At 73.2% G+C, this 25276-nt stretch carries 18 protein-coding genes; 13 read left to right on the forward strand and 5 right to left on the reverse strand.

Going from position 1 to position 25276, the window contains the following annotated elements:
- Positions 1-4: 4 nt before the first annotated feature.
- Genes ABZ459_RS34745 through ABZ459_RS34760 form a run of 4 tightly spaced genes read left to right on the forward strand, consistent with a single transcriptional unit; the run spans position 5 to position 4364 of the window.
- The gene (locus tag ABZ459_RS34745) at positions 5-736 is read left to right on the forward strand and encodes a helix-turn-helix domain-containing protein (protein ID WP_357979450.1); all 732 of its coding nucleotides are present in this window, start codon (positions 5-7) and stop codon (positions 734-736) included.
- Entirely contained in the window at positions 733-3210 is a 2478-nt protein-coding gene (locus tag ABZ459_RS34750) for a PEP/pyruvate-binding domain-containing protein (RefSeq protein WP_357979452.1), read from the forward strand. Before ABZ459_RS34745 ends, ABZ459_RS34750 begins: the two co-directional genes overlap by 4 nt.
- 49 nt (positions 3211-3259) lie before the next feature.
- Positions 3260-3406: a hypothetical protein gene (locus tag ABZ459_RS34755; protein ID WP_357979454.1), complete on the forward strand. Its 147-nt coding sequence runs from the start codon at positions 3260-3262 to the stop codon at positions 3404-3406.
- Positions 3393-4364, forward strand: coding sequence for a phosphotransferase (locus ABZ459_RS34760; RefSeq protein ID WP_357979456.1), 972 nt, complete (start codon positions 3393-3395; stop codon positions 4362-4364). The genes ABZ459_RS34755 and ABZ459_RS34760 overlap by 14 nt, the downstream gene beginning before the upstream one ends.
- 48 nt (positions 4365-4412) lie before the next feature.
- Here the strand turns inward: ABZ459_RS34760 and ABZ459_RS34765 are convergent, their stop codons facing one another.
- Both ABZ459_RS34765 and ABZ459_RS34770 read right to left on the reverse strand, forming a co-directional pair.
- A complete protein-coding gene (locus ABZ459_RS34765; RefSeq protein WP_357979458.1) occupies positions 4413-6395 on the reverse strand; it encodes an amino acid transporter in 1983 nt (660 codons plus the stop codon).
- Between the two features lie 83 nt (positions 6396-6478).
- A complete protein-coding gene (locus ABZ459_RS34770) occupies positions 6479-7450 on the reverse strand; it encodes a PP2C family protein-serine/threonine phosphatase (protein ID WP_357979460.1) in 972 nt (323 codons plus the stop codon).
- Positions 7451-7588: 138 nt separating this feature from the next.
- Between ABZ459_RS34770 and ABZ459_RS34775 the strand changes: the two genes are divergently transcribed.
- The 5 genes from ABZ459_RS34775 (at position 7589) to ABZ459_RS34795 (ending at position 14586) form a co-directional block, all read left to right on the forward strand.
- Positions 7589-9694 carry an ATPase gene (locus ABZ459_RS34775; protein ID WP_357979462.1) on the forward strand — a complete coding sequence of 702 codons (2106 nt, stop codon included), beginning with the start codon at positions 7589-7591 and terminating at the stop codon, positions 9692-9694.
- A gap of 131 nt (positions 9695-9825) precedes the next feature.
- Entirely contained in the window at positions 9826-11040 is a 1215-nt protein-coding gene (locus tag ABZ459_RS34780; RefSeq protein ID WP_357979464.1) for a cytochrome P450, read from the forward strand.
- A 250-nt stretch (positions 11041-11290) separates the two neighbouring features.
- On the forward strand, positions 11291-12235 hold the full coding sequence (locus ABZ459_RS34785; protein ID WP_357979466.1) for an alcohol dehydrogenase catalytic domain-containing protein: 945 nt from the start codon (positions 11291-11293) through the stop codon (positions 12233-12235).
- 3 nt (positions 12236-12238) lie between these two features.
- Positions 12239-13531 (forward strand): alpha-galactosidase, encoded by a 1293-nt coding sequence (melA, locus tag ABZ459_RS34790; protein WP_357979468.1) that lies wholly within the window; start codon positions 12239-12241, stop codon positions 13529-13531.
- Positions 13528-14586 (forward strand): amidohydrolase family protein, encoded by a 1059-nt coding sequence (locus ABZ459_RS34795; protein ID WP_357979470.1) that lies wholly within the window; start codon positions 13528-13530, stop codon positions 14584-14586. Before melA ends, ABZ459_RS34795 begins: the two co-directional genes overlap by 4 nt.
- A gap of 4 nt (positions 14587-14590) precedes the next feature.
- Here ABZ459_RS34795 and ABZ459_RS34800 read toward each other — a convergent pair whose 3' ends face one another.
- Positions 14591-15493: a sigma-70 family RNA polymerase sigma factor gene (locus tag ABZ459_RS34800; protein WP_357979472.1), complete on the reverse strand. Its 903-nt coding sequence runs from the start codon at positions 15491-15493 to the stop codon at positions 14591-14593.
- Positions 15494-15697: 204 nt separating this feature from the next.
- Here ABZ459_RS34800 and ABZ459_RS34805 point away from each other — a divergent pair, with 204 nt between their 5' ends.
- Entirely contained in the window at positions 15698-17005 is a 1308-nt protein-coding gene (locus tag ABZ459_RS34805; protein WP_357979474.1) for an FAD-binding oxidoreductase, read from the forward strand.
- On the opposite strand, the gene ABZ459_RS34810 is transcribed toward ABZ459_RS34805, so the two are convergent.
- The gene (locus tag ABZ459_RS34810) at positions 17006-18280 is read right to left on the reverse strand and encodes a C39 family peptidase (RefSeq protein WP_357979476.1); all 1275 of its coding nucleotides are present in this window, start codon (positions 18278-18280) and stop codon (positions 17006-17008) included.
- Between the two features lie 254 nt (positions 18281-18534).
- On the opposite strand from ABZ459_RS34810, the gene ABZ459_RS34815 reads away from it, so the two are divergent.
- Positions 18535-18951 carry a GNAT family N-acetyltransferase gene (locus ABZ459_RS34815; protein ID WP_357979478.1) on the forward strand — a complete coding sequence of 139 codons (417 nt, stop codon included), beginning with the start codon at positions 18535-18537 and terminating at the stop codon, positions 18949-18951.
- A gap of 26 nt (positions 18952-18977) precedes the next feature.
- On the opposite strand, the gene ABZ459_RS34820 is transcribed toward ABZ459_RS34815, so the two are convergent.
- Positions 18978-19424 carry an Lrp/AsnC family transcriptional regulator gene (locus ABZ459_RS34820; RefSeq protein ID WP_357979480.1) on the reverse strand — a complete coding sequence of 149 codons (447 nt, stop codon included), beginning with the start codon at positions 19422-19424 and terminating at the stop codon, positions 18978-18980.
- A gap of 141 nt (positions 19425-19565) precedes the next feature.
- Here ABZ459_RS34820 and ABZ459_RS34825 point away from each other — a divergent pair, with 141 nt between their 5' ends.
- Positions 19566-23003 carry an indolepyruvate ferredoxin oxidoreductase family protein gene (locus ABZ459_RS34825; protein WP_357979604.1) on the forward strand — a complete coding sequence of 1146 codons (3438 nt, stop codon included), beginning with the start codon at positions 19566-19568 and terminating at the stop codon, positions 23001-23003.
- Entirely contained in the window at positions 23000-24133 is a 1134-nt protein-coding gene (locus tag ABZ459_RS34830; RefSeq protein WP_357979482.1) for an acyl-CoA dehydrogenase family protein, read from the forward strand. Before ABZ459_RS34825 ends, ABZ459_RS34830 begins: the two co-directional genes overlap by 4 nt.
- Positions 24134-25276: the final 1143 nt, after the last annotated feature.

Consider the following 25276-nt stretch of genomic DNA (forward strand, 5'->3'; position numbering starts at 1 on the left):
ACGTATGGCCCGAGCGGGCAGGCCCCCACAGGACCCCGCGCGGCAGGCCGAGCGCGCCCACCGGATCCTCGACGCCGCCGCCGAGCTGATCCTGCGCTGGGGCTACGACAAGACCACCGTCGACGACGTCGCCAGGCGCGCCGGGGTCGCCAAGGGCACGATCTACCTGCACTGGAAGACGCGTGAGGAGCTGTTCGCCGCGCTGCTGCGGCGCGAGCGGGTGCTCATGCTGGATCGGGCGCGCGACGGCGCGCCGGCCACCCTCGGCGAGCTGTTCCGGAGCCTGGCCGCGGCGCTGCTGCAGCGGCCGCTGCTGCACGCGGTGCTGCTCGACGACTCCGAGGTGCTCGGCAAGCTCACCCGGCTCAAACGGCAGGGCCCGGCGGCCGGCGGCCTCGAACTCGGCGGCCCCTTCGACGCCTACCTGCGCGAGCTGGTCCGGCTGGGCGCCGTGCGCGCGGAGCCGGCCGAGCACGTCACGGTGATCGGCTCGATCTTCTACGGCTTCATGTTCCTGCCCGGCGCGCAGCCGGAGTCCGAGCGGCTGCCCGACGACCGCGTCGCCGAGCTGCTGGCCGAGACCGTCGAGCGCGCGGTGGGCACCGGACGAGCGCTGCCGCCCGCCGGCGCCGCCGCCGTCGCGCGGGCCACGCTCGACCTCCTCGACGCCCTCGCCGACGTCGCCCGGCGCAAACTGGCGACATCCATGAGCCCGGCCAAGGAGCGCGTGCAATGAAGGCAGTCATCCCCCTCGACGACGAAGCCGCCGCCGACCTCGGCACCGCGGGCGGCAAGGGCGCCTCGCTGGCCCGGCTGGTCAGGGCGGGGCTGCCGGTGCCCGGCGGGTTCGTCGTCACGACGCTGGCGTACCGGTCGTTCGTGGCGGCGTTCGGCGACGAGATCGCCTCCGGCGACGACCCCGGCGCGCTGTTCGCCGCGCACGAGATCCCGGCCGCCCTCGCCGAGGCGATCCGGGCCGCGCACGCCGCGCTCGGCGACGACGTCGCGGTGGCCGTGCGCTCCTCGGCCACCGCCGAGGACCTGCCCGACCTGTCGTTCGCCGGGCAGCAGGACACCTTCCTCAATGTCAGGGCCGACGGCCTGCTGGAGGCGGTCCGCCGCTGCTGGGCCTCGCTGTGGAACCCGCGCGCCGTCGCCTACCGCGAGCGCAACGGCGTCCCGCACGACGACGTGGCCCTGGCGGTGGTCGTCCAGGAGCTGGTGGACGCCGACGCGGCCGGGATCATGTTCACCGCCGACCCGGTCACCGGCGCGCGCGACGAGATCGTGGTCAACGCGTCCTGGGGGCTCGGCGAGGCCGTCGTCGGCGGGCAGGTCACGCCGGACACGATCACCCTGTCCGGCGGCCGGGTCACCGGCTCGCGGGTCGCCGACAAGACCGTCATGACCGTGCGTACCGCGAGCGGCACCCGCGAGGAGCCGGTGCCCGAGGAGCTGCGCCGCGCTCCCGTGCTCGACCCGGCGCAGGCGGTGGAGCTGGCCGCGCTCGGCGAACGCGTCCAGGCCCTGTACGGCATGCCCATGGACGTCGAGTGGGCCAGGCGCGACGGCACGTTCGCGATCCTCCAGGCCCGCCCGATCACCGGCCTGAAGCCGCAGGTCGAGGAGTGGAACGACAGCCTCAAGGGCGACTACCTGTGGACCGCCGGCAACCTGGGCGAGGCCATCCCCGACGTGATGACGCCGGCGACCTGGTCGTTCGTCCGGATCTTCATCCACGAGGCCATGTCGGCCTCGGCGCTGCCCGGCTTCGACCTGGTGGGCAACATTGGCGGCCGCTTCTACATGAACCTCAGCGTCGTCCACTCCATCGCCGCCGCCCTCGGCATGCGGAGCAGGCTGGGCGCGGTCGAGCAGGTCTTCGGCAGGCTGCCGGCCGGCCTGGAGGTGCCCCCGGTGCGGCTGTCCCGCTGGGAGATCATCCGGCGCGTCCTGCCGATGGCCGTCGACCTCCAGCGCCGGGTGCGCCGGAACCTCAAGGACATGCCGGCCTTCCTCGCCACCTCCCGGCAGCGCTGCGAGGAACTGCGCGAACGCGTGGCCGCCACGTCCTCCGGTCCCGAGCTGGCCGACCTGTGGGCGTCCGAGATCGAGCCGCACATGGTCACCTCCAGCCGCATGCTGGAGGCCGCCGGCCGCCAGGGCGGCGCCACGCTGGTCTGGACCCGCGACCGGCTGCGCAGGCTGATGGGCGAGGTGGACGCCGAGGCCATGCTCACCGGCGTCAACGCCGACGGCGAGCTGGCCAGCCTCGGGCCCGTCCTGGGCCTGGGCAGGCTGGCCAGGGGCGAGATCAGCAGGGAGGAGTTCGCGCTGGCCTACGGGCACCGCGGCCCCCACGAGTTCGAGGTCTCAAGGCCCAGGCCCGGCGAGGACCCGGCCTGGATCGACGCCCAGCTCGCCGGCCTGCGCGACCTGCGGGCCGACACCGAGGCGCTGCTGGCCCGGCAGGAGAAGGCCAGGCGGGAGGCGTGGGCCCGGTTCGCCGCCCGCCACCCCCGCAAGGAGGCCCGGATGCGCGCCCGGGTACGGCGGTGGAACGCCGTCGTCCGCGACCGGGAGAACGCCCGCTCGGAGAACATGCGGGCCTTCTGGGTGCTGCGCGCGTTCGTGGTGCGCGCCGGGGAGCTGACCGGGCACGGCGACGACCTGTTCCACCTCTACCTGGAGGAGATCCTCGACGTGCTGCGCGGCGACGCCTCGGCCCTCGCCCGGGTCCCGGTCCGGCGGACGACGCACGACCGGTACGCCGCGCTGCCGCCGTACCCGACGGTGATCGTCGGCCGGTTCGATCCCGTCCGGTGGGCCGCCGACCCGCGCCGCCGGGCCGACGTCTACGACGCCCGCGGCTTCGACGTCCCGGTCAGCGACACCGTGACCGGGTTCCCCGGCGCGCCGGGCGTGGTCGAGGGCGTGGTCAGGGTCATCGCCGGCCCGGAGGACGGCGACCGGCTGGGGGCCGGCGAGATCCTGGTGACGACCCTGACGAACGTCGGCTGGACGCCCATGTTCCCGCGCGCCGCCGCCGTCGTCACCGACATGGGCGCCCCGCTGTCGCACGCCTCGATCGTGGCCCGCGAGCTGGGCATCCCGGCCGTGGTCGGCACCGGCAACGCCACCATGCGGCTGCGCGACGGCGACCGCGTCCGCGTGGACGGCGAGCGCGGCACGGTCGAGTTGCTCCAGTGAAAAGACTGCGCCAAGTCGGCCGTCCCCCGGCGGCCGGTGTGTTCACTGGATGACCATGATCGAACAGTGGATCCTCGACGACGAGCGCGAGCTCGAAGCACGCTGTGCCCGCTTCCGCCTCGCCCTGCTGGGCCTCGACCGCGACGTCGCCCAGCCCGACCTCCAGGAGGCCCGGCAACCGGATGACACCACCTGAACAGCACGACCCGCCCGGCCCCCGGCCCGGACCGCACGGATGGGACGACCAGCCCGGCCCCGGGACCGGACCACACGGCTGGGACGACCTGCCCGGCGCTCTCGTCCGGGAGGTCGAGCGGCGGCTCGGCGGGGCGGCGGCCGGCTTCGCGGAGCGGCACGGCGGATTCACCGGCGGCGTGCGCGGCGTGCTCACGCTGACCGGCGGCGGCCGGGTATTCGTCAAGGCCGTGCCCGCCGGTTCGCCGTACGCGGCCGACTACCGGGCGGAGGCCGTGGTGGGCGCGGCCCTGCCGCCGGGCGTGCCCGCCCCCCGGTTCCTGTTCTCCTGCGAGGCGGCGGGGTGGGTGCTGCTCTGCTCGCGGGTCGCGCCCGGCCGGATCCCGCACGAGCCCTGGCACGACGACGAGCTGGCCGCCGCGCTCGCCCTGCTCACCGCGTGCGCCCGCGAGCTGACCCCGTCCCCGCTGGCGGGCCTGCCCACGCTGGCCGGGCGCATGTCGGGACGCTGCGAGCTGTGGAACAGCCTCGACCCCGCCCGCGCCGGTGCCTGGGAACGCGCCCGCCTGCCCCGCCTGGCCGCGGTCGAACGCCGCTGGACCGCCCTGGTCACCGGCGGCACGCTGCTGCACTTCGACCCGCGGTTCGACAACATCCTCATCGACCGCGACGGGACCGCCCGCCTGGTGGACTGGGGGCGCGCCTGCACCGGCCCGGCCTGGGCCGACCTGGTCTGCCTGCTGCTGCAGTCGGACCTCGGGCCGCGCGACCCCGAGCACCTGCTCACCACGCACCTGCTCGGCCGCCGGGCGCCCGCCGAGCAGGTGGACGCCCTCCTGGTCGCCCTCCTCGGCTACTGGACGCGCTCGGCCGCCGCGCCCGCCCCGCAGGCGCTGCGCGACCGGCGCGAACGCTCCCGCCGCGCCACCCTCGCCTGGCTGCGCACCCGCTGGCCCTGACGCGGCCCCGAACCGGCCCCGAACCGGCCCCGAACCGGCCCCGGCCGATCAGCCGCCGACGTGGATGCCGGGCCGCCGCTGCGGGTCGGGCTCGACCTTGCGGATGATCTCGCGGACGACCGGCGCGGTGTCGCCGCGGCCCAGGATGAGGTAACGCAGCAGGTGGACCATCGGCGAGCCCTCGGCCCACTCGAAGTAGCAGTGGGGGCGCACCCCGGTGCCGTCACGCAGCGCCAGCAGGACGGCCGCGATGGCGTTGGGCGCGGCCGGGCTCTCCGCGCGCAGCACGCGGTGGCCGTCGACCTCGACGCCGTGCACCCGCAGCACGTCGCTGAAGCTGGACGGGTCGATGACGTCGATCTCCAGGAACAGCACGTCGGCCCGGCCCGGCACCGGGTTCATGGACCGCTGCTCGCTCTCCTTGGCCAGGTACTCGGCCGCGTCGCCGGGGCCGCGCCGGTTGGCGATGATGTTGAGCGCGCCGTCGTGGTTCAGCGAGTCGGTGACGAACCGGCGCGCCGCCTCGTCGAACTCGATCCGGTCGGCCCGCAGCTCGGTCGTGCGCGACACCCGCGAGATCAGCGAGATCGCGACGATGCCGAGGATGAAGAACGCCGAGATGGTGATGCCGTCGGGCTTCTCCCTGATGTTCTCCACCAGCGCGTAGACCAGCACCAGGGTCAGCACGGCGAAACCCACGACGGCCGGGGTCTGGCGGTGGCGGACGGCCGAGATGGTCACCGCCACCGCGCCGGAGACCATCATGGCCAGGATGCCGGTGGCGTACGCGCCGGCCTGGGCGTCGACGTCGGCGTTGAAGGCCAGGGTGAGCAGCACGCAGATGGCCGTGTAGACCAGCACGACGGGCCGGACGGCCTTGCCCCACTCGGGCGCCATGCCGTACGAGGGCAGGTAGCGCGGCACGATGTTGATCAGGCCCGCCATGGCCGAGGCGCCGGCGAACCAGAGGATGAGGATGGTGCTGACGTCGTAGACCGTGCCGAAGCCCTCGCCGAGCCGTTCGTGCGCCAGGTACGCCAGCGCCCTGCCGTTGGCCTGCCCGCCCGGCGCGAACTGCTCGGCCGGGATGAGCACGGTCGTGACGAAGCTGGTGGCGATCAGGTAGACGCTCATGATGAGCGCGGCCACGGTCAGCAGCTTGCGGGTGTTGCCGATGCGCGAGCGCAGCCGCTGCTCGGGGTCGTCGCCCTGGGCGGCCACGAGCGGCATCATGCTGACGCCCGTCTCGAACCCGGACAGGCCCAGCACCAGCAGCGGGAAGGCCAGCACCGCCGGGCCGAGCAGCCCGGTGACGCCGCCGCGCCCGCTCAGCAGCGCGTCCGTCCAGCGCGACAGGGTCTCCGGCTCGGCCGCCACGTCGGCGAACCCGACGGCGACGACGACCGCGTTGAGCAGCAGGAACAGCGCGACCAGCGGGATCGCGACGCCGACCGCCTCGGTGAAGCCCATCAGGAACACCCCGCCGAGCACCACCAGCAGCACCACGGTGATGATCACCGCGTGCCCGTGCAGGAAGCTCGGGAAGTACGGGTTCTCCAGGATGTGCACCGAGGCGTCGGCGGCCGACAGCGTGATCGTGATGATCCACGACGTGGCCACGAACCCCAGCAGGACCAGCACGAACAGCTTGCCCCGCCAGAACGGCAGCAGGCGTTCCAGCATGGCGACCGACCCCTGCCCGTGCGGGCTCTCCTTGGCCACCCGCCGGTACATCGGCAGCATGCCCAGCAGCGTCAGCGCCACGATGAGCAGCGTGGCCAGCGGCGACAAAGCGCCGGCCGCGAGCGCGGCGATGCCGGGCAGGTAGGCCAGGGTGGAGAAGTAGTCGACGCCGGTCAGGCACATGACCTTCCACCAGGGCTGCGGCTCGCCATGGCCCTCGGCCGACTCGGGGCCGACCGGCTGGACCTGGTGCCGCAGCAACCATCGCGCCAGGCCGGTCGAAGGCGGCCCGGTACGGCCCGCGCTCTCGATCGCCTCGGGTATGGCAAGCTCACCGGTACCGCTCACCGGAACTTCCTCTCGGGGACGCCGCCAACGAACGTCCCCACCTTAGGGGGTCGGCTCTCGGCGGCACCCGGTGCGGTCCTCCCTCAGAAGCCGTCCTTGCGGGAGTCGGCCGGAAGGACGGTGGCGGCCGGGCCGTCCGGCGCGGGACCGGCCGCGCGCTCGGCGGGGTCCGGCGCGGGCACCGGCTGCACCAGCACCAGCGTCAGGTCGTCGCGCAGGTCGCCGGCGTGCTCGTCCAGCAGGTCGAGCAGGTTGGGCAGCGCGTGGTCGAGGCCGGGCGCCGCCAGGGCGTGCCGGACGTGCTGGTCGAGCGGGAACTCCACGCCGTCGGCGTCCCTGGCCTCGCTCAGGCCGTCGGTGTAGAGCAGCAGCCGCTGGGACAGGCCGAGACCGGCGCGCCGCATCCGCGGCTCGGGGCCCAGGCCGAGCGGCGGCGAGGGCTCGGGCGGATCCAGCGCCTCCAGGCGGTGGCCGATGCGCAGCGGAGCCGGATGGCCGCAGTTGACCAGCCGCACCTCGCCGGGCACGAACTCGGCCAGCAGGACGGTCACGAAGTCCTCCTCGCCCAGGTGCGGGACGAGGTCTGCGTCGAGCGCCGCGGCCAGCGCCACCAGGTCGGACGCGTCGGGCGCGTGCCGCCGGAAGGAGGCCAGCACGACGGCGCTCAGGCGGACGGCCTCCATGCCCTTGCCCTTGACGTCGCCGACGATCAGCCGCGCCCCCGAGGGCGCGACCAGCGCGTCGTGCAGGTCGCCGCCGATCAGCGCCTGGTCGGTGGCCGAACGCGTGTGGACGGCCAGGCTCATGCCGCCGAGCCGGGGCGGCAGCGGCCGGACGATCGCCTGCTGGGCCAGCTCGGCGATCTGGCGTACCCGGGACAACTCGCGCTCCTGGTCGCACTGGAACCGGTAGGCCACGGACGTCAGCCCGGCCGCGGGAGCGAGGACGAGCAGGCCCGTCAGAGGGTCGAAACCGGCGCGCCCGAAGGTGACATAGAGCGCGACAACCCCTTCGACCAGCAGGAACAGCAGGAACCAGCCTCGCTGTGAACGCATGGTGTGTCTCCGGTTATCGGCTTCTTCTTTCCGGACGCGGCGAACAGGGTGAGTAGCTACTTTCTCACTTTTAGTCACGCAGTGCATCAGGTTCCGGCAAGCTGCTGTCACAACTTCATCCGATAGGTGGCGATCACGATGGCAGGTAAGTGGCAGGCGGGCAACCTTCCAGCGGAACTCACGAGCCTGATCGGCCGCGGCGCGGAGCTGGAGCAGGTGCGCAGGGCGTGCCGGCGTTCGCGGCTGGTGACCCTGACCGGGGTGGGCGGCGTCGGCAAGAGCCGCCTGGCCCTGCGTGCCGCCGCCGACCTGCAGCCCGACTTCGCCGGCGGGTGCTGGCTGGTCGAGCTGTCGCCGCTGGACGACGGGACCCTGCTGCCGCACGCCATCGCCGAGGCGCTCCGGCTCACCGACCAGACCACCAGGCCGATGTCCGAGGTGCTGGCCGAGCACCTGTTCGGGCGCGAGCTGCTGCTCGTGCTGGACACCTGCGAGCACCTGGTCGGCGCCTGCGCGGCGACCGTCGAGGGGCTGCTCGCGGCGGTTCCCGGGCTGCACGTCCTGGCCACCAGCCGCCGTCCGCTGGAGGTGGACCCCGAGCTGGTGATCGTGGTCGACCCGCTGCCGGTGCCGGCCGCGGGCGCCACCGCGCCGCTCGGCCACGACGCCGTGACCCTGCTCGTCGAGCGCGCCGCGGAGACGATGCCGTCCTTCGAGATCACCGACACCAACCGCGACGACGTCGTCCGGCTGTGCCGCAGGCTCGAAGGCATCCCGCTGGCGATCGAGCTGGCCGCGGCCCGGCTGCGCGACCTGCCCCTGGGCCATCTGGCCGACCGGCTGGAGGACCGCTTCGCCACGCTGGAGGACGACCTCGCGCTCACCCAGGAGGCCGACCCGCCCTGGCACCAGGCGCTGCGTACCGCCGTCGGGTGGAGCCACGAGCTGTGCGAGCCCGCCGAGCGGCTGCTGTGGGCGCGGGTGTCGGTGTTCGCCGGCGACTTCGACGCCGAGGCGGCGCGCCGGGTGTGCGCCGACGAGCGGCTGCCCGAGGCCGACATCGGGCTGCTGCTCGACGCCCTGGCCGACGAGTCGATCCTGACCTGGCTGCCGACCGGCTCCGGCGAGCGCTACCGCATGCTCGACACGCTGCGCGAGTACGGCGCGGGCTGGCTGCGCGGCCTCGGCGAGGAGGAGGAGCTGCGCCGCCGGCATCGTGCCCACTACCAGGACCTGGCCGTGCGCGGCGCGGCCGGCTGGCTCGGCGCCGGCCAGCCCGCCTGGTACGACCGGATGGTCGGCGAGCACGACAACCTGCGCGCCGCGCTGGAGACCGCGCTCGGCGAGCGGGACGGCGGGGCCGCCCTCGACCTGGCCGGCACGCTGGCCTTCTTCTGGTACGGCTGCGGCTACGCCAAGGAGGGCCGCCACTACCTGGGCCAGGCCCTGGCGCTCGACCCGGCCCCCGGCCCGGTCCGCGCCCGCGCCCTGTGGGCCGACGGCCTGCTCGCCGCCACCCAGGGGGACGGCGCCGCCGTCGAGGCGCGGGCCGAGGAGTGCGAGGCCGCCGCGGCCGACGACGACGCCTTCGCCGCGCTGTGCGTCAAGGCGCTGCGCTCGGCGGCCGGGGTGATCCGCGGCGACCTGGAGCAGGCCATGGCGGAGTCGGAGCCGGCGTACGCGATGCGCTGGAGCGGCGACGAGCTGACGATCGCGGGGCTGCTGGCGCTGATGTGCCGGGCGGTCACGCACACCGTCGCCGGCCGGATCGAGGAGGCGATCTCGGTGCTGGAGGATCTGCGCGCCCTGTGCGACCAGCAGGGCGAGCAGGCGATGCGCTCCCACGGCGACCTGCTGCGCGGCCAGGCCGAACTGGCCCGCGGGCAGGTGGCCGCGGCCGTCGCCTACGGGCAGGCGGCGCTGCGCACCAAGCGCCGGCTGCACGACGACTTCGGCATCGGGCTGACCGTCGACCTGCTGGCGCTCGGCGCGGGGGCCGCGGGCCGGCCGGAGCGGGCGGCCCGGCTGCTGGGGCTGGCGCAGCGGATCTGGAGCAGCCACGGGCAGGCGCAGGCCAGCGTCCCGGCCTGGGTGGCGGCCCGGCAGGAGTGCGAGCGGCAGGCGCGCGAGGCCCTGGGCGACGACGCGTACGGGTCGGCGTTCAGCGCCGGGTACGACGGCGAGGTCGACGCCGGGATCGCGTACGCGCTCGAACCCGAGGGGGAGGGGCTGCCGAACGTGTGAGACCGCCGATCCTGGGGCTCCGACGTGGCGGAGGAGGCAGATGTTGCCTGCCTGGCGGTGACAACCTCACCCCTTGGATCCATCGGCGTTACCACGGAGAGTAGGGAGACATCCGTACATGGGAGGCTGCATTGGACACCGCGCCACTTCCGTTCCCGGTTCCCGGCGAGCGGACGTCCGAGACGATCCGCCGCCTGCGGGACGAGCACGGCCCGGTCCTGCCCGTCCTGCTGCCCGGGGGGGTGAACGGCTGGCTGGTGACCTCCTACGAGGCGACGGACGAGGTGCTGGCCAACGACGAGGCGCTCTACAGCAAGGACGCCAGGAACTTCACCGGCCTTCATGACGGCACCGTCCCCGCCGACTGGCCGCTGCGCCAGGTCATCGAGGGCGACCACCTGCTGACCAAGGACGGCGCCGACCACCGGCGGCTGCGCAGCCTGATCAACCGCGCCTTCACGCCGGCCCGGGTGGCCGCGCTGGCGCCGCGCGTCCAGGAGATGACCGACGAGCTGCTCGACCGCCTGGCCGGGCGGGACGGCGAGGTCGATCTCGTGTCCGCCTTCAGCGAGCCGCTGCCGGTCGCCGTGATCTGCGAGCTGTTCGGCGTCCCGCAGGAGGAGCGGGCGCAGATCCGCGAGTGGACCGGGGTGATGTTGTCGCACGCCGCCGCCCCCGACGAGGTCAACGCGGCGGCCGGGGCGCTGCTCGGCTACCTGGCGGCCTTCATCGCGCGCCGCCGCCGCGAGCCGGCCGACGACCTGACCACCGGTCTGATCCGCGCGAACGAGGACGACGGCGGCCGCCTGTCCGACAACGAGCTGCTGTGGATCCTGTGGGTCGTGCTCGTCGCCGGCCACGAGACGACCGTGCACCTGATCGCCAAGGCGGTCGTGGCCCTGTGCGCCGACCCCGCCCAGCTCGACCGCGCCCGTACGGAGGACGCGTGGGAGCAGGTGGTCGAGGAGGCGCTGCGCAGCCGCAACTCGGTCGTCGGCCTGGTCTTCCGCTACGCGCTCAAGGACGTCACGGTCGCCGGCACGACCATCCCGGCGGGCCGGCCCATCGTCGTCGGGCTCACCGGCGCGGGCACCGACCCGGCCCGCTACGGCCCGGACGCCGGCCGCTTCGACCTGGGCAAGGCCAAGGAGGGGCACCTGGGCTTCGGCCGGGGCCCGCACTTCTGCCTGGGGGCGCCGCTGGCCCGGCTGGAGGCCAGGATCGCGCTGTCCTCGCTGTTCGGCAGGTTCCCTGGGCTGCGCCTGGCGGTCCGCCCCGAGGAGATCGCCTACACGGCGTCGATCATCACCGAGGGGCCGCTGGCGGTGCCCGTACTGCTGCGCTGATTCTGCCTGTCAAACCAGCTTTCCGTCATTCGGAACGGAGTGGCCGGGGTGAGGGCGATGTCCCCGACCCGGCCGCTCCTGCGTTGCCGGGTGCGGCGATGCCGCATGCGGTTCGGGGGAGTTCGCCCCCGCCTCTTGACACGCTCTTCGCCTCAATGGTCTCCTAGCGCCAGTTCGGAATAGCATTCCTTATGACGGAATAGGACGGGGATCTCATGGAACGCGCGCATTCGACCGCCGGTCGGCCCTCGTGAGGGCTCTCGTCTTCACCGCCCCCGGCGTCGTGGAGCAGCGGGACGTGCCCGAGCCCGTGGCCGGGCCGGACGAGGTGCTGGTGCACGTGGTCGCCGCCGGCATCTGCGGCAGTGAGCTGCACGGCGTGCGGACCCCCGGGTTCCGGGTGCCGCCGCTGGTCATGGGGCACGAGTTCGCCGGGCGCACCCACGACGGGCGGCCGGTGGCGGTCAACCCGATCCTGTCGTGCGGCGGGTGCGACGTGTGCCTGCTCGGCCGGCCCAACGTGTGCAGGAAGCGGCAGATCATCGGCGTGCACCGGCCGGGCGCCTTCGCCGAGCGCGTCGCGGTGCCGGCCGCGGCCGTGGTGCCGCTGCCCGAGGGGCTCGGCTGGACCGCCGCGGGGGTGGTGGAGCCGGCCGCGAACGCCGTGCACGCCTGGGGGCTGGCCGGGCGGCCGGCCGGGGCGCGCGTGGGCGTGATCGGGGCCGGGGCCATCGGCCTGACCTGCCTGCTGACCGCCCTGTCCGGCGGCGCGGCCGGCGTGGACGTGGCCGACCGCTCGCCCGAGCGGCTGGCCGTCGCCGCCGGGCTCGGTGGCGTGGCGGCGGGCGCCGAGCTGACCGGCGAGTACGACGTGATCTTCGACGCGGTCGGCGCCGCCTCCACCCACGAGCAGTCCCTGTCCCGGCTGCGCCCCGGCGGCGTGGCCGTCTGGCTCGGCCTGGCCGACCACGTGGCCGGCTACGACGCCGCCGACCTGGTGCGCGGCGAGAAGCGGGTGCTGGGCTCGTTCGCCTACGACGCGGCCGACTTCGCCGCGGCCGTCGACCTGGTCGCCCGCTGGGACCTGAGCTGGGTCCGGACCTTCCCCCTCGAAGAGGGCGCCGAGATCTTCACCCGGCTGATGAACGGCCAGGCCACCCCCGTCAAAGCCCTGCTGACCCCGGAATCGAGGTAACCCATGGCCCGCATCGTCCTGGTGGGCGCCGGCAGCATCACGTTCGCCAAGAACCTTCTCTCCGACATCCTGACATTTCCGGAACTGTCGGAGTCCACGATCGTGCTCCACGACATCGACCGGGCCCGGCTCGACACCGCCGCGGCGATGGCCCGCTGGATGGTCGCCGAGCTGGGCATCGGCGCCAGGATCGAGGCGTACGCCGACCGTCGGCCCGCCGTCGAGGGCGCCGACTACGTGATCAACGAGATCGCGGTGGGCGGCCTGGAGGCGGTCAGGCGCGACCTGGAGATCCCCGCCGCGTACGGCGTGCGCCAGACGATCGGCGACACCCTGGGCATCGGCGGCATCTTCCGCGCCCTGCGCACGATCCCCGTCATGGTCGGCATCGGCGAGGACCTGGCCGAGCTCGCCCCCGACTCGGTGCTGTTCAGCTACACCAACCCGATGTCGATGATCCCCTGGTCGGTCTACGCCGGCACCCCGTTCAAGAACGTCGTGGGCGTCTGCCACGCCGCCCGCGACACCCAGAGCACGCTGGCCGCCATGGTCGGCGTGCCGGAGGAGGAGATCTCCTTCCTCACCGCGGGCGTCAACCACCAGGCGTTCGTGCTGCGCTTCGAGCGCGACGGGGAGAACCTGTACCGGCGGCTCGACGAGCTGATCGACCAGGACCCCGAGCTGCGGCGGCGGGTGCGCGTGGAGGTCTACCGCAACTTCGGCTACTTCCCGACCGAGTCCTCCGAGCACGGCTCGGAGTACCTGCCGTGGTTCCTGCCGCACGCCGAGGAGGTCGAGCGGTACCGCATCCCGATCAACGTCTACCTGGAGTGGCTGGCCGAGGGCTACGAGGAGTACGAGGAGTACAAGAGCTCGCTGGAGGCCGGGCGGGGCGTGCCGATCGAACGCGGCGACGAGCTGGCCTCGCTGGCCATCCACTCGATGGAGACCGGCACCCGCAGGCTGATCCACGGCAACGTGCGCAACGGCGGCCTGATCTCCAACCTGCCGCCGGAGGCCACCGTCGAGGTGCCCTGCCACGTCGACCGGTCCGGCGTGCAGCCGGTGCCCGTCGGCGAGCTGCCCGCCCAGGTCGCCGCCCTCAACCGGGCCTTCCTCAGCGTCGGCGAGCTGACCGTCAAGGCGGCCCTGGAAGGGCGGCGCGACCACGTCTACCAGGCGGCGCTGCTCGACCCCAACACCGCCGCCACCCTTCCGGTCCGCAAGGTCCGCGAGCTCGTGGACGCCCTCATCGAGGCCCACGGCGAGCTGCTGCCCGAAGGCATCAGGAAGTGACCCTGCCCGACGCCGGGCTGCCGTTGTCCCGCTACCGTCCGGTGTCGCAGCTCCGGGTGGCCGTCCACGAGGTCGAGCGGGCCCGGCTGCCCGTCGTGGACGCCCACATCCACCTCGGCCGCTGGCTGACCGAGGACGACGGCTGGATGGTCGAGGACGTCCCCGCCCTGATCGGCATGATGGACGAGCTCAACCTGCGCGGCATGGTCAACCTCGACGGCCGCTGGGGCCGGGAGCTGGCCGAGAACATCGAACGCTACGACGCCGCCCATCCGGGCCGGTTCGCCACGTTCTGCCACGTCGACTGGTCCGAGACCGGAACGCCCGGCTTCGGCGAGCGGCTGGCCGCCCAGCTGCGCCGGTCGGTCGCCGAGGGCGCGGCCGGGCTGAAGGTGTGGAAGGACGTCGGGCTGCGGGTGCGCGACCACCGGGGCGAGCTGGTCATGCTCGACGACCCCCGGCTGGACCCGCTGTGGGCCGCCGTGGGGGAGGCGGGCGTCCCGATCGCCCTGCACACCGCCGACCCGGTCGCCTTCTTCGAGCCCATGGACGAGCGCAACGAACGCCTCGAACTGCTGGCCGCTCGGCCCGACTGGAACTTCTCCGGGCCGCGGTTCCCGCCGTTCGAGCGGCTCATGGAGGCCATGGAGTCGATGGTCGCCCGGCATCCGGCCACGACCGTGATCGGGGTGCACGCCGGGTGCTGGCCGGAGAACCTGGGGTTCGCCGGCCGGATGCTGGACGCGTACCCGAACTTCCACATCGACATCGCGGCGCGCGTCGCCGAGCTGGGACGCCAGCCGCGCGCCACGCGGGCGCTCATGCTCCGCCACCCCGGCCGGGTGTTGTTCGGCACCGACGAGATCCCGCCGCACCCGGACGTCTACCGGATCCACTTCCGGTTCATGGAGACCGACGACGAGGCGTTCGCGCACTCCCTCGACGACCCGCCGCTGATGGGCCGGTGGACGATCTCCGGGCTCGACCTGCCCGACGACGTCCTGGAGCAGGTGTACGCGCGCAACGCGCTGCGGCTCGTGCCGCGGCTGGCCTGACGGATCAGGGCGCCGGCACGCCGTCGTCCGGGGCGGGGTCGGGCTCGGGGTCGAGGGCGAGGTCGAGGGCGGCGAGGCGGGCGGGGTCGGAGACGATGTCGATCCCGGTGATGCGCTCGCCGTCCGTCGTGACGCGCAGCACCAGGAACAGCCGGCCGCCGCGCAGGACGCCGATGCCCGGCGCGCCGTCGATGAGCACGAGATCGGCGAAGCGCGCGCGGCCGGAGTCGGTGAGCGTCCCCTGGGCCACCGGTCGGGCGCCGCGCCGCTCGCCGCCCGACCCCGGCACGTCCGACCGGTGCAGCACGTCGGGGTCGAGCACCGCGAGCAGGGCGTTCAGGTCGCCGGCGCGGGCCGCGGCGAGGAAGGCGGCCACGAGCCTGCGCTGCCTGGCGTGGTCGGCGGCGGGCAGGACGGGCGTGCCGTGCACCCGCTGCCGCGCCCGGCTGGCCAGCTTCTTGGCCGTGGCGGGGGAGCGCGCGACGATCTGCGCGATCTCCCCGAACGGCACCGCGAACAGGTCGTGCAGCACGAACGCGACCCGCTCGGCGGGGCTCAGCGTGTCGAGGACGACCAGCAGGGCGAGCCCGACCGAGTCGGCCAGCACCGCCGCGTCGGCCGGATCGCCGTCATGGACGCTCACCTGGTCGAACCGCTCGCCCTCGACGAGCTGCTCGTCCCTGCGCCCTCGGGCGCGCAGCATGTCGAGGCAGACCCGGCCGACGATCGTGGTCAGCCAGCCGGGCACGTTCGCGACCCCGCCCGTGCCGGCGCGGGCGGCCCGCAGCCAGGTCTCCTGGACGGCGTCGTCGGCCTCGTCGGCCGAGCCGAGCATGCGGTACGCCACCGCCCGCAGGTGGCTCCTGGCCAGGTCGAAGTGGCCGGCCAGGTCGGCTTGCGCGTTCATCGGTCACCTTTCGTCGCGCCGGGTCGTCATACAGGCGGCTGGGCGACGACGGGGGGCGACCATGGCGGCATCCTAAGCCCGTCCGGACATGGTGAGGGGGCCCGGCGTACGAGTGCGCCAGGGCGATCGTCCTTTTTTCGGTGGGCGGTCACCTTTCCCGGGCCCGCGTCGTCAAGGGGGTGAGTCTTCATGAAGGAGTGGACGATGACGTACGACAAGCTGCGCACCGCGGTCGAGGGACGCGTCTGGCTGCCCGGCGACGAGGGTTTCGAGGCGGCGGCCAGGGCGTGGAACCTGACCGTGGCCCAGCCGGTGGCCGCCGTGGTCGAGGCGGCCGACGCGGACGACGTGGCCGCCCTGGTCCGCCATGCCCGCGAGGAGGGGCTGACCGTCTCCGCACAGCCGCGCGGCCACGGCGCGAGCGGCACCGCCGACGGCGTGATCCTGCTGCGCACCCACCGGCTGGACGAGCTGGAGATCCATCCGGGCGAGCGGCGCGCCCGCGCCGGCGCCGGCGTGACCTGGGGCGCGGTGCAGACCGAGGCGGGCAGGCACGGCCTGACCGGGCTCGCCGGCAGCAACCCCGCGGTCACCGTCACCGGCTACACCCTCGGCGGCGGCCTGAGCTGGTTCGGCCGCAGGTACGGCTGGGCGGCCGACAGCGTGCGCGCCTTCGACGTCGTGGACGCCGAGGGCCGGCCCGCGCGGGTGACCGAGGAGAGCGACCCCGACCTGTTCTGGGCGCTGCGCGGCGGCGGCGGCGACTTCGCGCTGGTGACCGCCGTCGAGTTCGACCTGTACGCCGAGCGCGCCCTGTACGGCGGCCGCCTCATGTGGCCCGGCGCAAAGGAGGCCGAGGTGTTCGCGGCCTTCCGCGAGCTGACCGCCGACGCGCCGCCCGAGCTGTCGTTGTGGGTGAACCGGGTGCAGTTCCCCAAGGCGCCCCCGATGGTGACCGTGGACCTGGCCTACCTGGGCGCGGCGGCCGAGGCCGAGGGTCTGCTGGGCCGGCTCGCCAAGATCGACGGCGTGCTGAGCGACACGCGGGCCGCCATGGCCACGGCCGACCTCGGCGCGATCACCGCCGAGCCGACCGACCCGGCGCCCGCGGTGGCCCGTACCGAGCTGCTGACCGGGCTGGACGCCGGCGCCGTCGAGATCCTGCTGGCCGAGCCGGTCGGCCCGCTGGTCGCCATGCAGGTCAGGCACCTGGGCGGCGCGCTGGCCCGGCCGGGGGGCGGCGCCGGGGGCGCGCTGGCCGAGCCGTACCTGCTCTACCTGCTCGGGGCCGGCATCAGCCCCGAGCTCGGCCAGGCCGTACGGGCCAAGCAGGACGCGGTCGTCGCCGCCCTGGGCGACCGGGTCAGCGGGCGCAAGCCGTACACGTTCCTGTCGCCGGGCGAGCGGGCGGCTCAGGCGTTCCCCGAGCCGGCGCTCGCCCGGCTGCGCGAGATCAAGCGGTCGCGCGACCCGCAGGGCGTGTTCCGCGCCAACTACCCGGTCCTGGACTGATCACCAGTTGGCGGGCAGCCCCGGCGTCGTGGCGGGCAGGGCGTGGCCGGGCGGGCGGATGACGTAGACGACGCCGCCGCTGCTCGAACTGCGCAGCCACACGTTCTCGAAGTCGGCGCGCGGATAGACGTGGCGGACGGCGTCGTTGCCGGCGGAGGCCGGGTCGTTGGCGATCACGTCGCCCGTCGCGGTGAAGCCGACGATCACCATGAGGTGGCCGTCGGTGCCGTAACCGGCGCCGGGCAGCTCGCCCTTCTTGAACGACTGCGAGGTGATCACCGGGATGCCCGCCTTGATCAGCCGCTCCAGCTCGGTCAGGGTGCGCAGGCGGGTGACGAAGCCGTCCAGGCCGTACCGGCCGGCGTAGGCGGTGTTGAACGGCCAGTTGCCGGCGCCCTGGTAGGCGTGGTCGTAGGTGTAGCGGGCCGCGTGGTCCACCTCGGGGTTCGGGTCGGAGGGGTCCACCCAGGCGGTGTCCTGCGCGCTCGGCCACTTGTCCCAGTAGCCGAGCACCATCGTGGTCGAGGTCGGGCTGCACCACGCCTCGCCGCCGCCGTCCCATTCGGGGTAGTGGCCCGCGTGCACGTTCTGGGAGCGGCGCGGGACGTTCAGCTCGACGCCCCACGCCCCGCCGCCGGGGCTGACCGGGACGGTCTTGCGCTCGGGCACGTTCGAGGCCATCGCGCCGAACGTGCGCACCCGGGGCGTCACGGCCGAGCCCGGCCTGCGGTAGAGGGTCAGGCGCAGCTGGTACGCCGACAGCTGCCGCCCGGACGCCGCCACCAGCGTGTCCACGGCGACGGACCCGTCCGCGTCGCCCTGGCCGGCCACGGAGGTGCGCAGGACGTCGCCCTCCGCGTAGGACCAGCGGCCGAGGACGTACCACTTGCTCAGCCCGGCGGTGTTCCTGGCCCTGGCCTCCACCTGCAGCCAGCTTCCCTGGGGCACGTCGGCGGTCCAGGAGGCGATCAGCTGGGTGGCCGGGAAGCCGACCGTGCGCTCGGGGCCGGTCCAGCGGGCGTACTCCCAGGTCTTGGTGCCCAGGGCGTCGGTGTAGGAGGCGGTGCCGGAGGCCGAGGCGAACGACAGCCCGTCACCGGCGGACGTGCCCTCGCCGGTGCCGGTGGCGAAGTCGGCCCGCTGGTAGACGACGTCGGGGACGACGGGACCCGGCTTCCTTACCGCGACGTCCTTTCCCGCGACGGCGGCGACGGCGGGAGGTTGGAGGGTGGTGGCCAGCAGGAGTCCGGACAGGAGGACGGTCAGCGCGCGCATGAACCCACCTTGCTCGGAAGGCTTCGGATGGGCCCGACAGTAGGGACATCCGGCGGGCAAAACATCGGGAAATCTACGTATGGGCCATGAAGCTGCGGCATGACCTCCCGGCGACCGGCCGGGCCGTCGCGCCCGAAGGGCCGTCCCGGTATGGAATGCTCTCCGCCATGCTGATAAGGAACGGGACATTTGACGACATTTCCCCGATCGTGGCGTTGCACGTGGAGAGCTGGCGTACAGCCTATGCGGGCATCATGCCCGCCGGTTTCCTGAACGGCCCCCTGGACGACGACCGGCTCGCGCTGTGGCGGGAGCGGCTGGACCCGCCCGTCCGGGGAGCGGGCCTGTTCGTCGGCCACGACGACGACGGGGAGCTGCTCGGCTTCGCCTACCTGCTGCCGGCCCCGGACGGCCGGATCCTGCTCGACAACCTGCACGTGCGGCCGGGGAGCACGGGCTCGGGCGCCGGGTCGCGCCTGCTGCGGCACGGACTGGCGTGGGCGGCGGACGAGCATCCCGGCCGGGAGGTCTACCTGGAGGTGCTCAGGGCGAACACCCGGGCCATCGGCTTCTACGAACGGCACGGCGCCCGCCGCACCGACGAGCGGATGTGCCGTTTCCGGCAGGGGTTCGAGCTGCCCGAGCTGGAGTACGCCTGGCAGGTGAACTGACCGTCCGGCCACGCGCGCCGCGCGGGTCAGGTGAGGGCGTCGCGCGTCCAGGAGCCCAGGACCAGCAGGGATTTGGTGCCGGTGACGTTGCCGGCCCGGCGTAGCCGGTCGATGACCTGCTGGAGGTGTCCGAGGTCGCGCACCCGTACGTGGATGAGGGCGTCGGGGTCGCCGGCGATGGTGAAGACGGCCTGCACCTCGGGCACGTCCGTCGCCGTACGGACGATCTCGCCCACCGGCGTGGTCCCCGGGTACCGCAGCTCGGTGAACGCCTCGATGCCCCAGCCGAGCTTGGCGTAGTCGATCTGGACGGTGAACCCGGTGATCACCCCGATCTCCCTGAGCCGGTCGACCCGCCGCTTGACCGCCGCCACCGACAGCCCGACCTGCTCGGCCATCTCGGAGAAGGTGCGTCGGCCGTCCTCGCGCAGCAGTCGGAGCACCTGATGGTCGATGTCGTCGATGTCCGGCATGTGAGAATCCTCCTTGGTGACGCAAAGATCTTCTGCGCCAGAATCGCCCAGCTCACATTATTTGCGTCTTCGTTGTGGTTTCACGTCTGATACTTGCGCACAGTAGCTCTCCGTTGCTGTGCTGGGAAACCCCACATACGCATTGCCCGCCAGGAGGTTCGCGTGAGCGTGAACAGCGCGACCGTGTCGCTCGACGACAAGTACGCCGCGCCGGACGGCCGGGTGCTGATCTCCGGCATCCAGGCCCTCGTCCGGCTGACCCTCGAACAGCGGCGCCTGGACCGGGACCGCGGCCTGAACACCAGGGCCTTCGTCTCCGGCTACCAGGGCTCCCCGCTGGGCGGCCTGGACCTGGAGATGGGCCGCGCGGCCCGTTTCCTGGACGAGGCCGGCGTCGTCTTCCAGCCCGGACTCAACGAGGAGCTGGCCGCGACGGCCGTGGCCGGCACACAGCTCCTCGGCCAGGTCCCCGGCCGCAGCCACGACGGCGTCACCGCCTTCTGGTACGGCAAGAACCCCGGCCTCGACCGGGCCGCCGACGCCATCAGGCACGGCAACATGGCCGGCACCGCCGCGCTCGGCGGCGCGGTGGCCTGGATCGGCGACGACCCCGGCTGCAAGTCCTCCACCGTGCCCAGCTCGTGCGAGCCGATGTGCCAGAGCCTGTCGATGCCGCTGCTCGCGCCCGGCTCGGTCGCCGAGATCATCGAGTTCGGCCTGCACGCCGTCGCCCTGTCCCGCGCCACCGGCCTGTGGACGGGGCTGAAGATCGTCGCCGACATCGCCGACGCCTCGGCCACCGTCGAGCTCGGCGCGCCGTACGACGGCATCCCCTTCCCCGACCACGCCGACCGCGGGAAGTCGCCGATCCTGGTCGGCCCCTCCGCCCTGGACGCCGAGTACGACCTGCTCACCCGCAGGCTGGAGCTGGCCCGCGACTACGGCCGCAGGCACGGGCTCAACCGCGTCATGCGCGACGCCCCCCGCGCCACGCTCGGCATCCTGGCCTCCGGCACCACGTACGCCGTGGTCCTGCGCGCCCTGGCCGATCTCGGCCTGGACGAGAGCGCCACCGAGGACCTCGGGCTGCGCCTGATCCGGCTCGGCATGCCCTTCCCGCTGGCCGAGGCCGACCTGGCCGCCATGACCTCCGACCTCGACCGGGTGCTGGTGGTCGAGGACAAGGTGCCGTTCCTGGAAGGGCAGCTCAAGCAGGCCCTCTACGGCGGCGAGCGCGCTCCCGTCGTGTCGGGCCGGGACCTGCTGACCGCCCGCGGCACCCTCGGCGCCGAGGACGTCGCCAAGGCCCTGGCCACCTGCCTCGGCCCCGACCGGCTCCCGCGCGCGACGGTCCACCTGGCCAAGCCCGCGTCCGCCGCGCGCCGCCTGCTGCCGATGGTCGCCGCGCGCACGCCGTACTTCTGCTCGGGCTGCCCGCACAACTCCTCCACCCGCACGTCCGACGACACGCTGGTCGGCGTCGGCATCGGCTGCCACGCCATGATCGCCCTCGACGGGCACGGCCGCGGCACCCAGATCGGCATCACCCAGATGGGCGGCGAGGGCGCCCAGTGGATCGGGCTCGCGCCGTTCACCCGGGACCGGCACTTCGTGCAGAACCTCGGCGACGGCACCTTCCACCACTCCGGCTCCCTGGCCGTGCGGGCCGCGGTGGCGGCGGGGGTGACCATGACCTACAAACTGCTCTACAACGACGCCGTCGCCATGACCGGCGGCCAGCGCGCAGAAGGGCGGCTCGACGTGCCCGCGCTCACGCGCTCGCTGGCCGAGGAGGGCGTGCGCAGGATCGTCATCACCACGCCCGAGCCGGAGACGTACCGCGGGGTGCGACTCGCGCCGATCGCCTCCGTGCGGCACCGCGACGACCTCGCCGACGTCGAGCGGGAGCTGGCCGCGCTCGACGGCGTGACCGTCCTGCTGCACGACGACAAGTGCGCGGCCGAGGAACGGCGGCTGCGCAAGCGCGGCAAGCTGCCCACCCCGACGGCGAAGGTCGTGGTCAACGAGCGCGTCTGCGAGGGCTGCGGCGACTGCGGCGACGTCTCGACGTGCCTGTCCGTCCAGCCCGTCGAGACCGAGTACGGCCGCAAGACCCGCATCCACCAGGCGTCGTGCAACTCCGACCTGAGCTGCCTCAAGGGCGACTGCCCGTCGTTCCTGCTGGTCGAGCCCGGCACCAGGGCGCCGCGCGAGCTGCCGCCGCTGCCCGTGCGGCTGCCGGAGCCGGTCGCCAGGCTCGACGGCGACGCCGAGACCCTGATCCGGATGCCCGGCATCGGCGGCACCGGCGTCGTCACGGTCTCGCAGATCCTCCAGATGGCCGCCCACCTCGACGGCCTGCACGCCGCCGGCATCGAGCAGACCGGCCTCGCGCAGAAGGGCGGCCCGGTCGTCAGCGACGTGCGCATCGCCAAGCGGCCGGTGGACGGCTCCGTGCGCGCCTCGCGCGGCACGGCCGACGTGCTCATCGGGTTCGACCTGCTCGGGGTCGCGGCCGACGCCAACCTCGCCGTCGCCGCGCCCGGCCGGACGGTCGCCGTGGTGAACACCTCCATCGTGCCCACCGCGGCCATGGTCACCGGACGGGTGACCGTGCCGGGCTCCTCGGCCGACGCCGTGGTCAGGCTGGAGTCCGCCACGGAGGGCGGGGACAACCTGTACCTCGACGCCCACGAGCTGTCCGAGGCGCTGTTCGGCGACCACATGCCGGCCAACATGCTGCTGGTCGGCGCGGCGTACCAGCACGGCTGCCTGCCCGTCTCCGCCGCCTCGATCGAGGCGGCGATCAGGCTCAACAAGGCCGCCGTCGAGCAGAACCTCGCGGCCTTCCGCTGGGGCCGGGCCGCCGTCGCCGACCGTGAGGCGGTACGCCGGGCCGCGCTCGCCGAGCCCGCCGAGCAGCCCGCGCCCGGTCTCGAGGAGACGCTGGCGCTGCGGGTCGCCGACCTGACCGGCTACCAGAACCAGACCTACGCCCGTACCTACGAGACCGACGTCAGGCGCGTGATCGCCGAGGCGGCCAGGCGCGTGGGGGAGGAGGCCGGCGCGCGCGTCGGGCTCGCCTACGCCCGCTCCCTGCACAAGCTCATGGCCTACAAGGACGAGTACGAGGTCGCCCGGCTGCACCTCGACCCCGAGGAGCAGGCCAGGCGCGAGCGCGAGTACGGCGCCGACGCGGTCGTGTCCGTGCTGCTGCACCCGCCGCTGCTGCGCGCGATGGGCATGAAGCGCAAGATCCGGCTGCGCCGCTCCGCCCCGACGCTGTTCCGCGGCCTGCGGGCCGCACGCGTGCTGCGCGGGACCGCCTTCGACGTGTTCGGCCAGGCCGAGCTCCGCCGGGTCGAAAGGGAACTGATCACCGAATATCGTGATCTCATGCGTGCCGCCCTCGCCCGGCTGACCCCCGGCACGATCGACGCCGTCGCCGAGATCGCCGGCCTTCCCGAGTCGATCCGCGGGTACGAGGACATCAAGCTCGCCCGCGTCGCCGAGTTCCGTGAGCGGGCCGCGGCCGCCCTGGCCCGCCTCGCCGAAGCCGCACCCAAGGAGTCGTCGTGACCGTTGACCGCCTGCTCCCCGACCAGGACGCCAAAGACCTGATCGAGCTGACCCGCGACATCGCCGACAAGGAGCTCGCGCGCCGGGTCGACGAGCACGAGCGCGCGGAGACGTACCCGGAGGGGCTGTTCGCCACGCTCGGCGCGGCCGGGCTGCTCGGGCTGCCCTACCCCGAGGAGTTCGGCGGGGGCGGCCAGCCGTACGAGGTGTACCTCCAGGTGATCGAGGAACTGGCGGCGCGCTGGGCGGCGGTCGCGGTGGCGACGAGCGTGCACACGCTGGCCTGCTTCCCCGTGGCCGCGTACGGCACCCCCGAGCAGCGCGAACGCTGGCTGCCCGACATGCTGGCCGGGCGGATCGTCGGCGGCTACAGCCTGTCGGAGCCGCAGGCGGGCTCGGACGCGGGCGCGCTCACCTGCCGGGCCGAGCGCACCGAGAGCGGCGACTACCGCATCACCGGCAACAAGGCATGGATCACCCATGGCGGCATCGCCGACTTCTACGCCCTGTTCGCCCGTACCGGCGAGCGCATCTCCTGCTTCGTCGCGCCCGGCGCGGCCGAAGGGCTGACGTTCGGCCGCCCCGAGGAGAAGATGGGCCTGCACGCCGTGCCGACCACCAGCGCCCACTGGGACGGCGCCGTCATCGACGGCGACCGGCTGATCGGCGAGGAGGGCCAGGGCCTGCAGATCGCCTTCAGCGCCCTCGACTCCGGCCGGCTCGGCATCGCCGCCTGCGCCGTCGGCCTGGCCCAGGCGGCCCTCGACGAGGCCGTCGCCTACGCCAAGGAACGGCAGACCTTCGGCAAGCGCATCATCGACCACCAGGGCCTCGGCTTCCTGCTGGCCGACATGGCGGCCGGGGTGGACAGCGCACGCGCGACCTACCTGGACGCCGCCCGCCGCCGGGACGCCGGCCTCGACTACAGCAGGCAGGCCAGCGTGGCCAAACTGGTCGCCACGGACACCGCCATGAAGGTCACGACGGACGCGGTCCAGGTGTTCGGCGGCTACGGGTACACCAGGGAGTTCCGGGTGGAGCGGTACATGCGCGAGGCCAAAATCATGCAGATCTTCGAGGGCACCAACCAGATCCAGCGCCTGGTCATCGCCCGCCAGCTCGCCAAGTAGCCCCTGACATGCGAAAGCCCCGCTTCCCCGTGGTGGGAGGCGGGGTTCTTTGTGTTGGCATTCGGCTCTAAATGATCCCTGTTCCGTCCCTGTCTCGTGAGAGACCTCGCGCGGACGGAACAGCCGGTCGTCGATCGCCGTCCGAGCACGGTCGTGGGAGCCGTAGTGGTGGCGGAGCTGGTGCAGCCCCTCCTTGCGGGAGGTGGTGTAGCGCCTCCGCTGGTGTGGGTCCTTGTCTGGTGGCGGGATCACGCGTGCTTGAACGAGCGCGGGCTTCAACGCGATCTCGCTGTAGGTCCGGGATGTGATGTAGCAGTCGTCCATCCAGCGGAAAAGCAGACTGTGAGGGCGGGGCTTGCTGCGTGTCGGGCGGTCGTTGGCCGCGCTACGGCTCTTCGGCCGGTCGCGGCCGACACAACCCACGCAGGATAGGCGCGAGATGCACCATGCGGCGAACCGTGGCCAGATACGCCGAGCAAAACGCCTGGGAGGACGACCAGGACCTTCCCTTTGAGCGCAGAACCTCGAAATCCTCATCGCGTGGATCGTCTCCGGCGAGTGGGGCCCAGGTCCAAGATCTCCGAAGTGAAGGTCATGGGAGAGTACGTAGTCTCCCGCCCCAGCATGCGAAGGCAATGGGACGCCTCAGAGCCGCAGATGGGGATCTACGCCGTGCCTGATCTGCGCAGCTTCGTCACCGCCAAAGCTCAGCTGGGACACGGGCGCTGGCTAGGTACCGTGTGCTACGCCTTCCGATTACACAAGGCTGTCAATCATTACCAACGGTGACGGCGAGCGCGAGGGCGGTCGGCCGGATTTCGATGACGTCGCCCTAGGCCTGCGGGCAATTCGCCTTGGATCCCTAGCCGGGGCAGTCTTCTCCGTGTATAGAAACATGTGCGGGATTCTTTCTCTGCGCCGGAGGAAGGGCGAGGAATGCGATGTGTCGTTTGCGATGCCCCGACCACGGATGTGGATATTTGTGCTGAATGTTCGCTAAACGGACATGATCCGCTTGCCTTGGAAGGCGTCCATGTGCATGCTGTGGATGTCGAAAAAGCGGATAGTCATGTGACGAGACATCTTTGCTGTGCGGCGCAGTCGGATGAGTGGTTCGCTCAGAAGCTCGTTTCAATGATCATT

Origin of the sequence: Nonomuraea sp. NPDC005692, assembly GCF_040631115.1 — a bacterium.
Taxonomy (GTDB): Bacteria; Actinomycetota; Actinomycetes; order Streptosporangiales; family Streptosporangiaceae; genus Nonomuraea.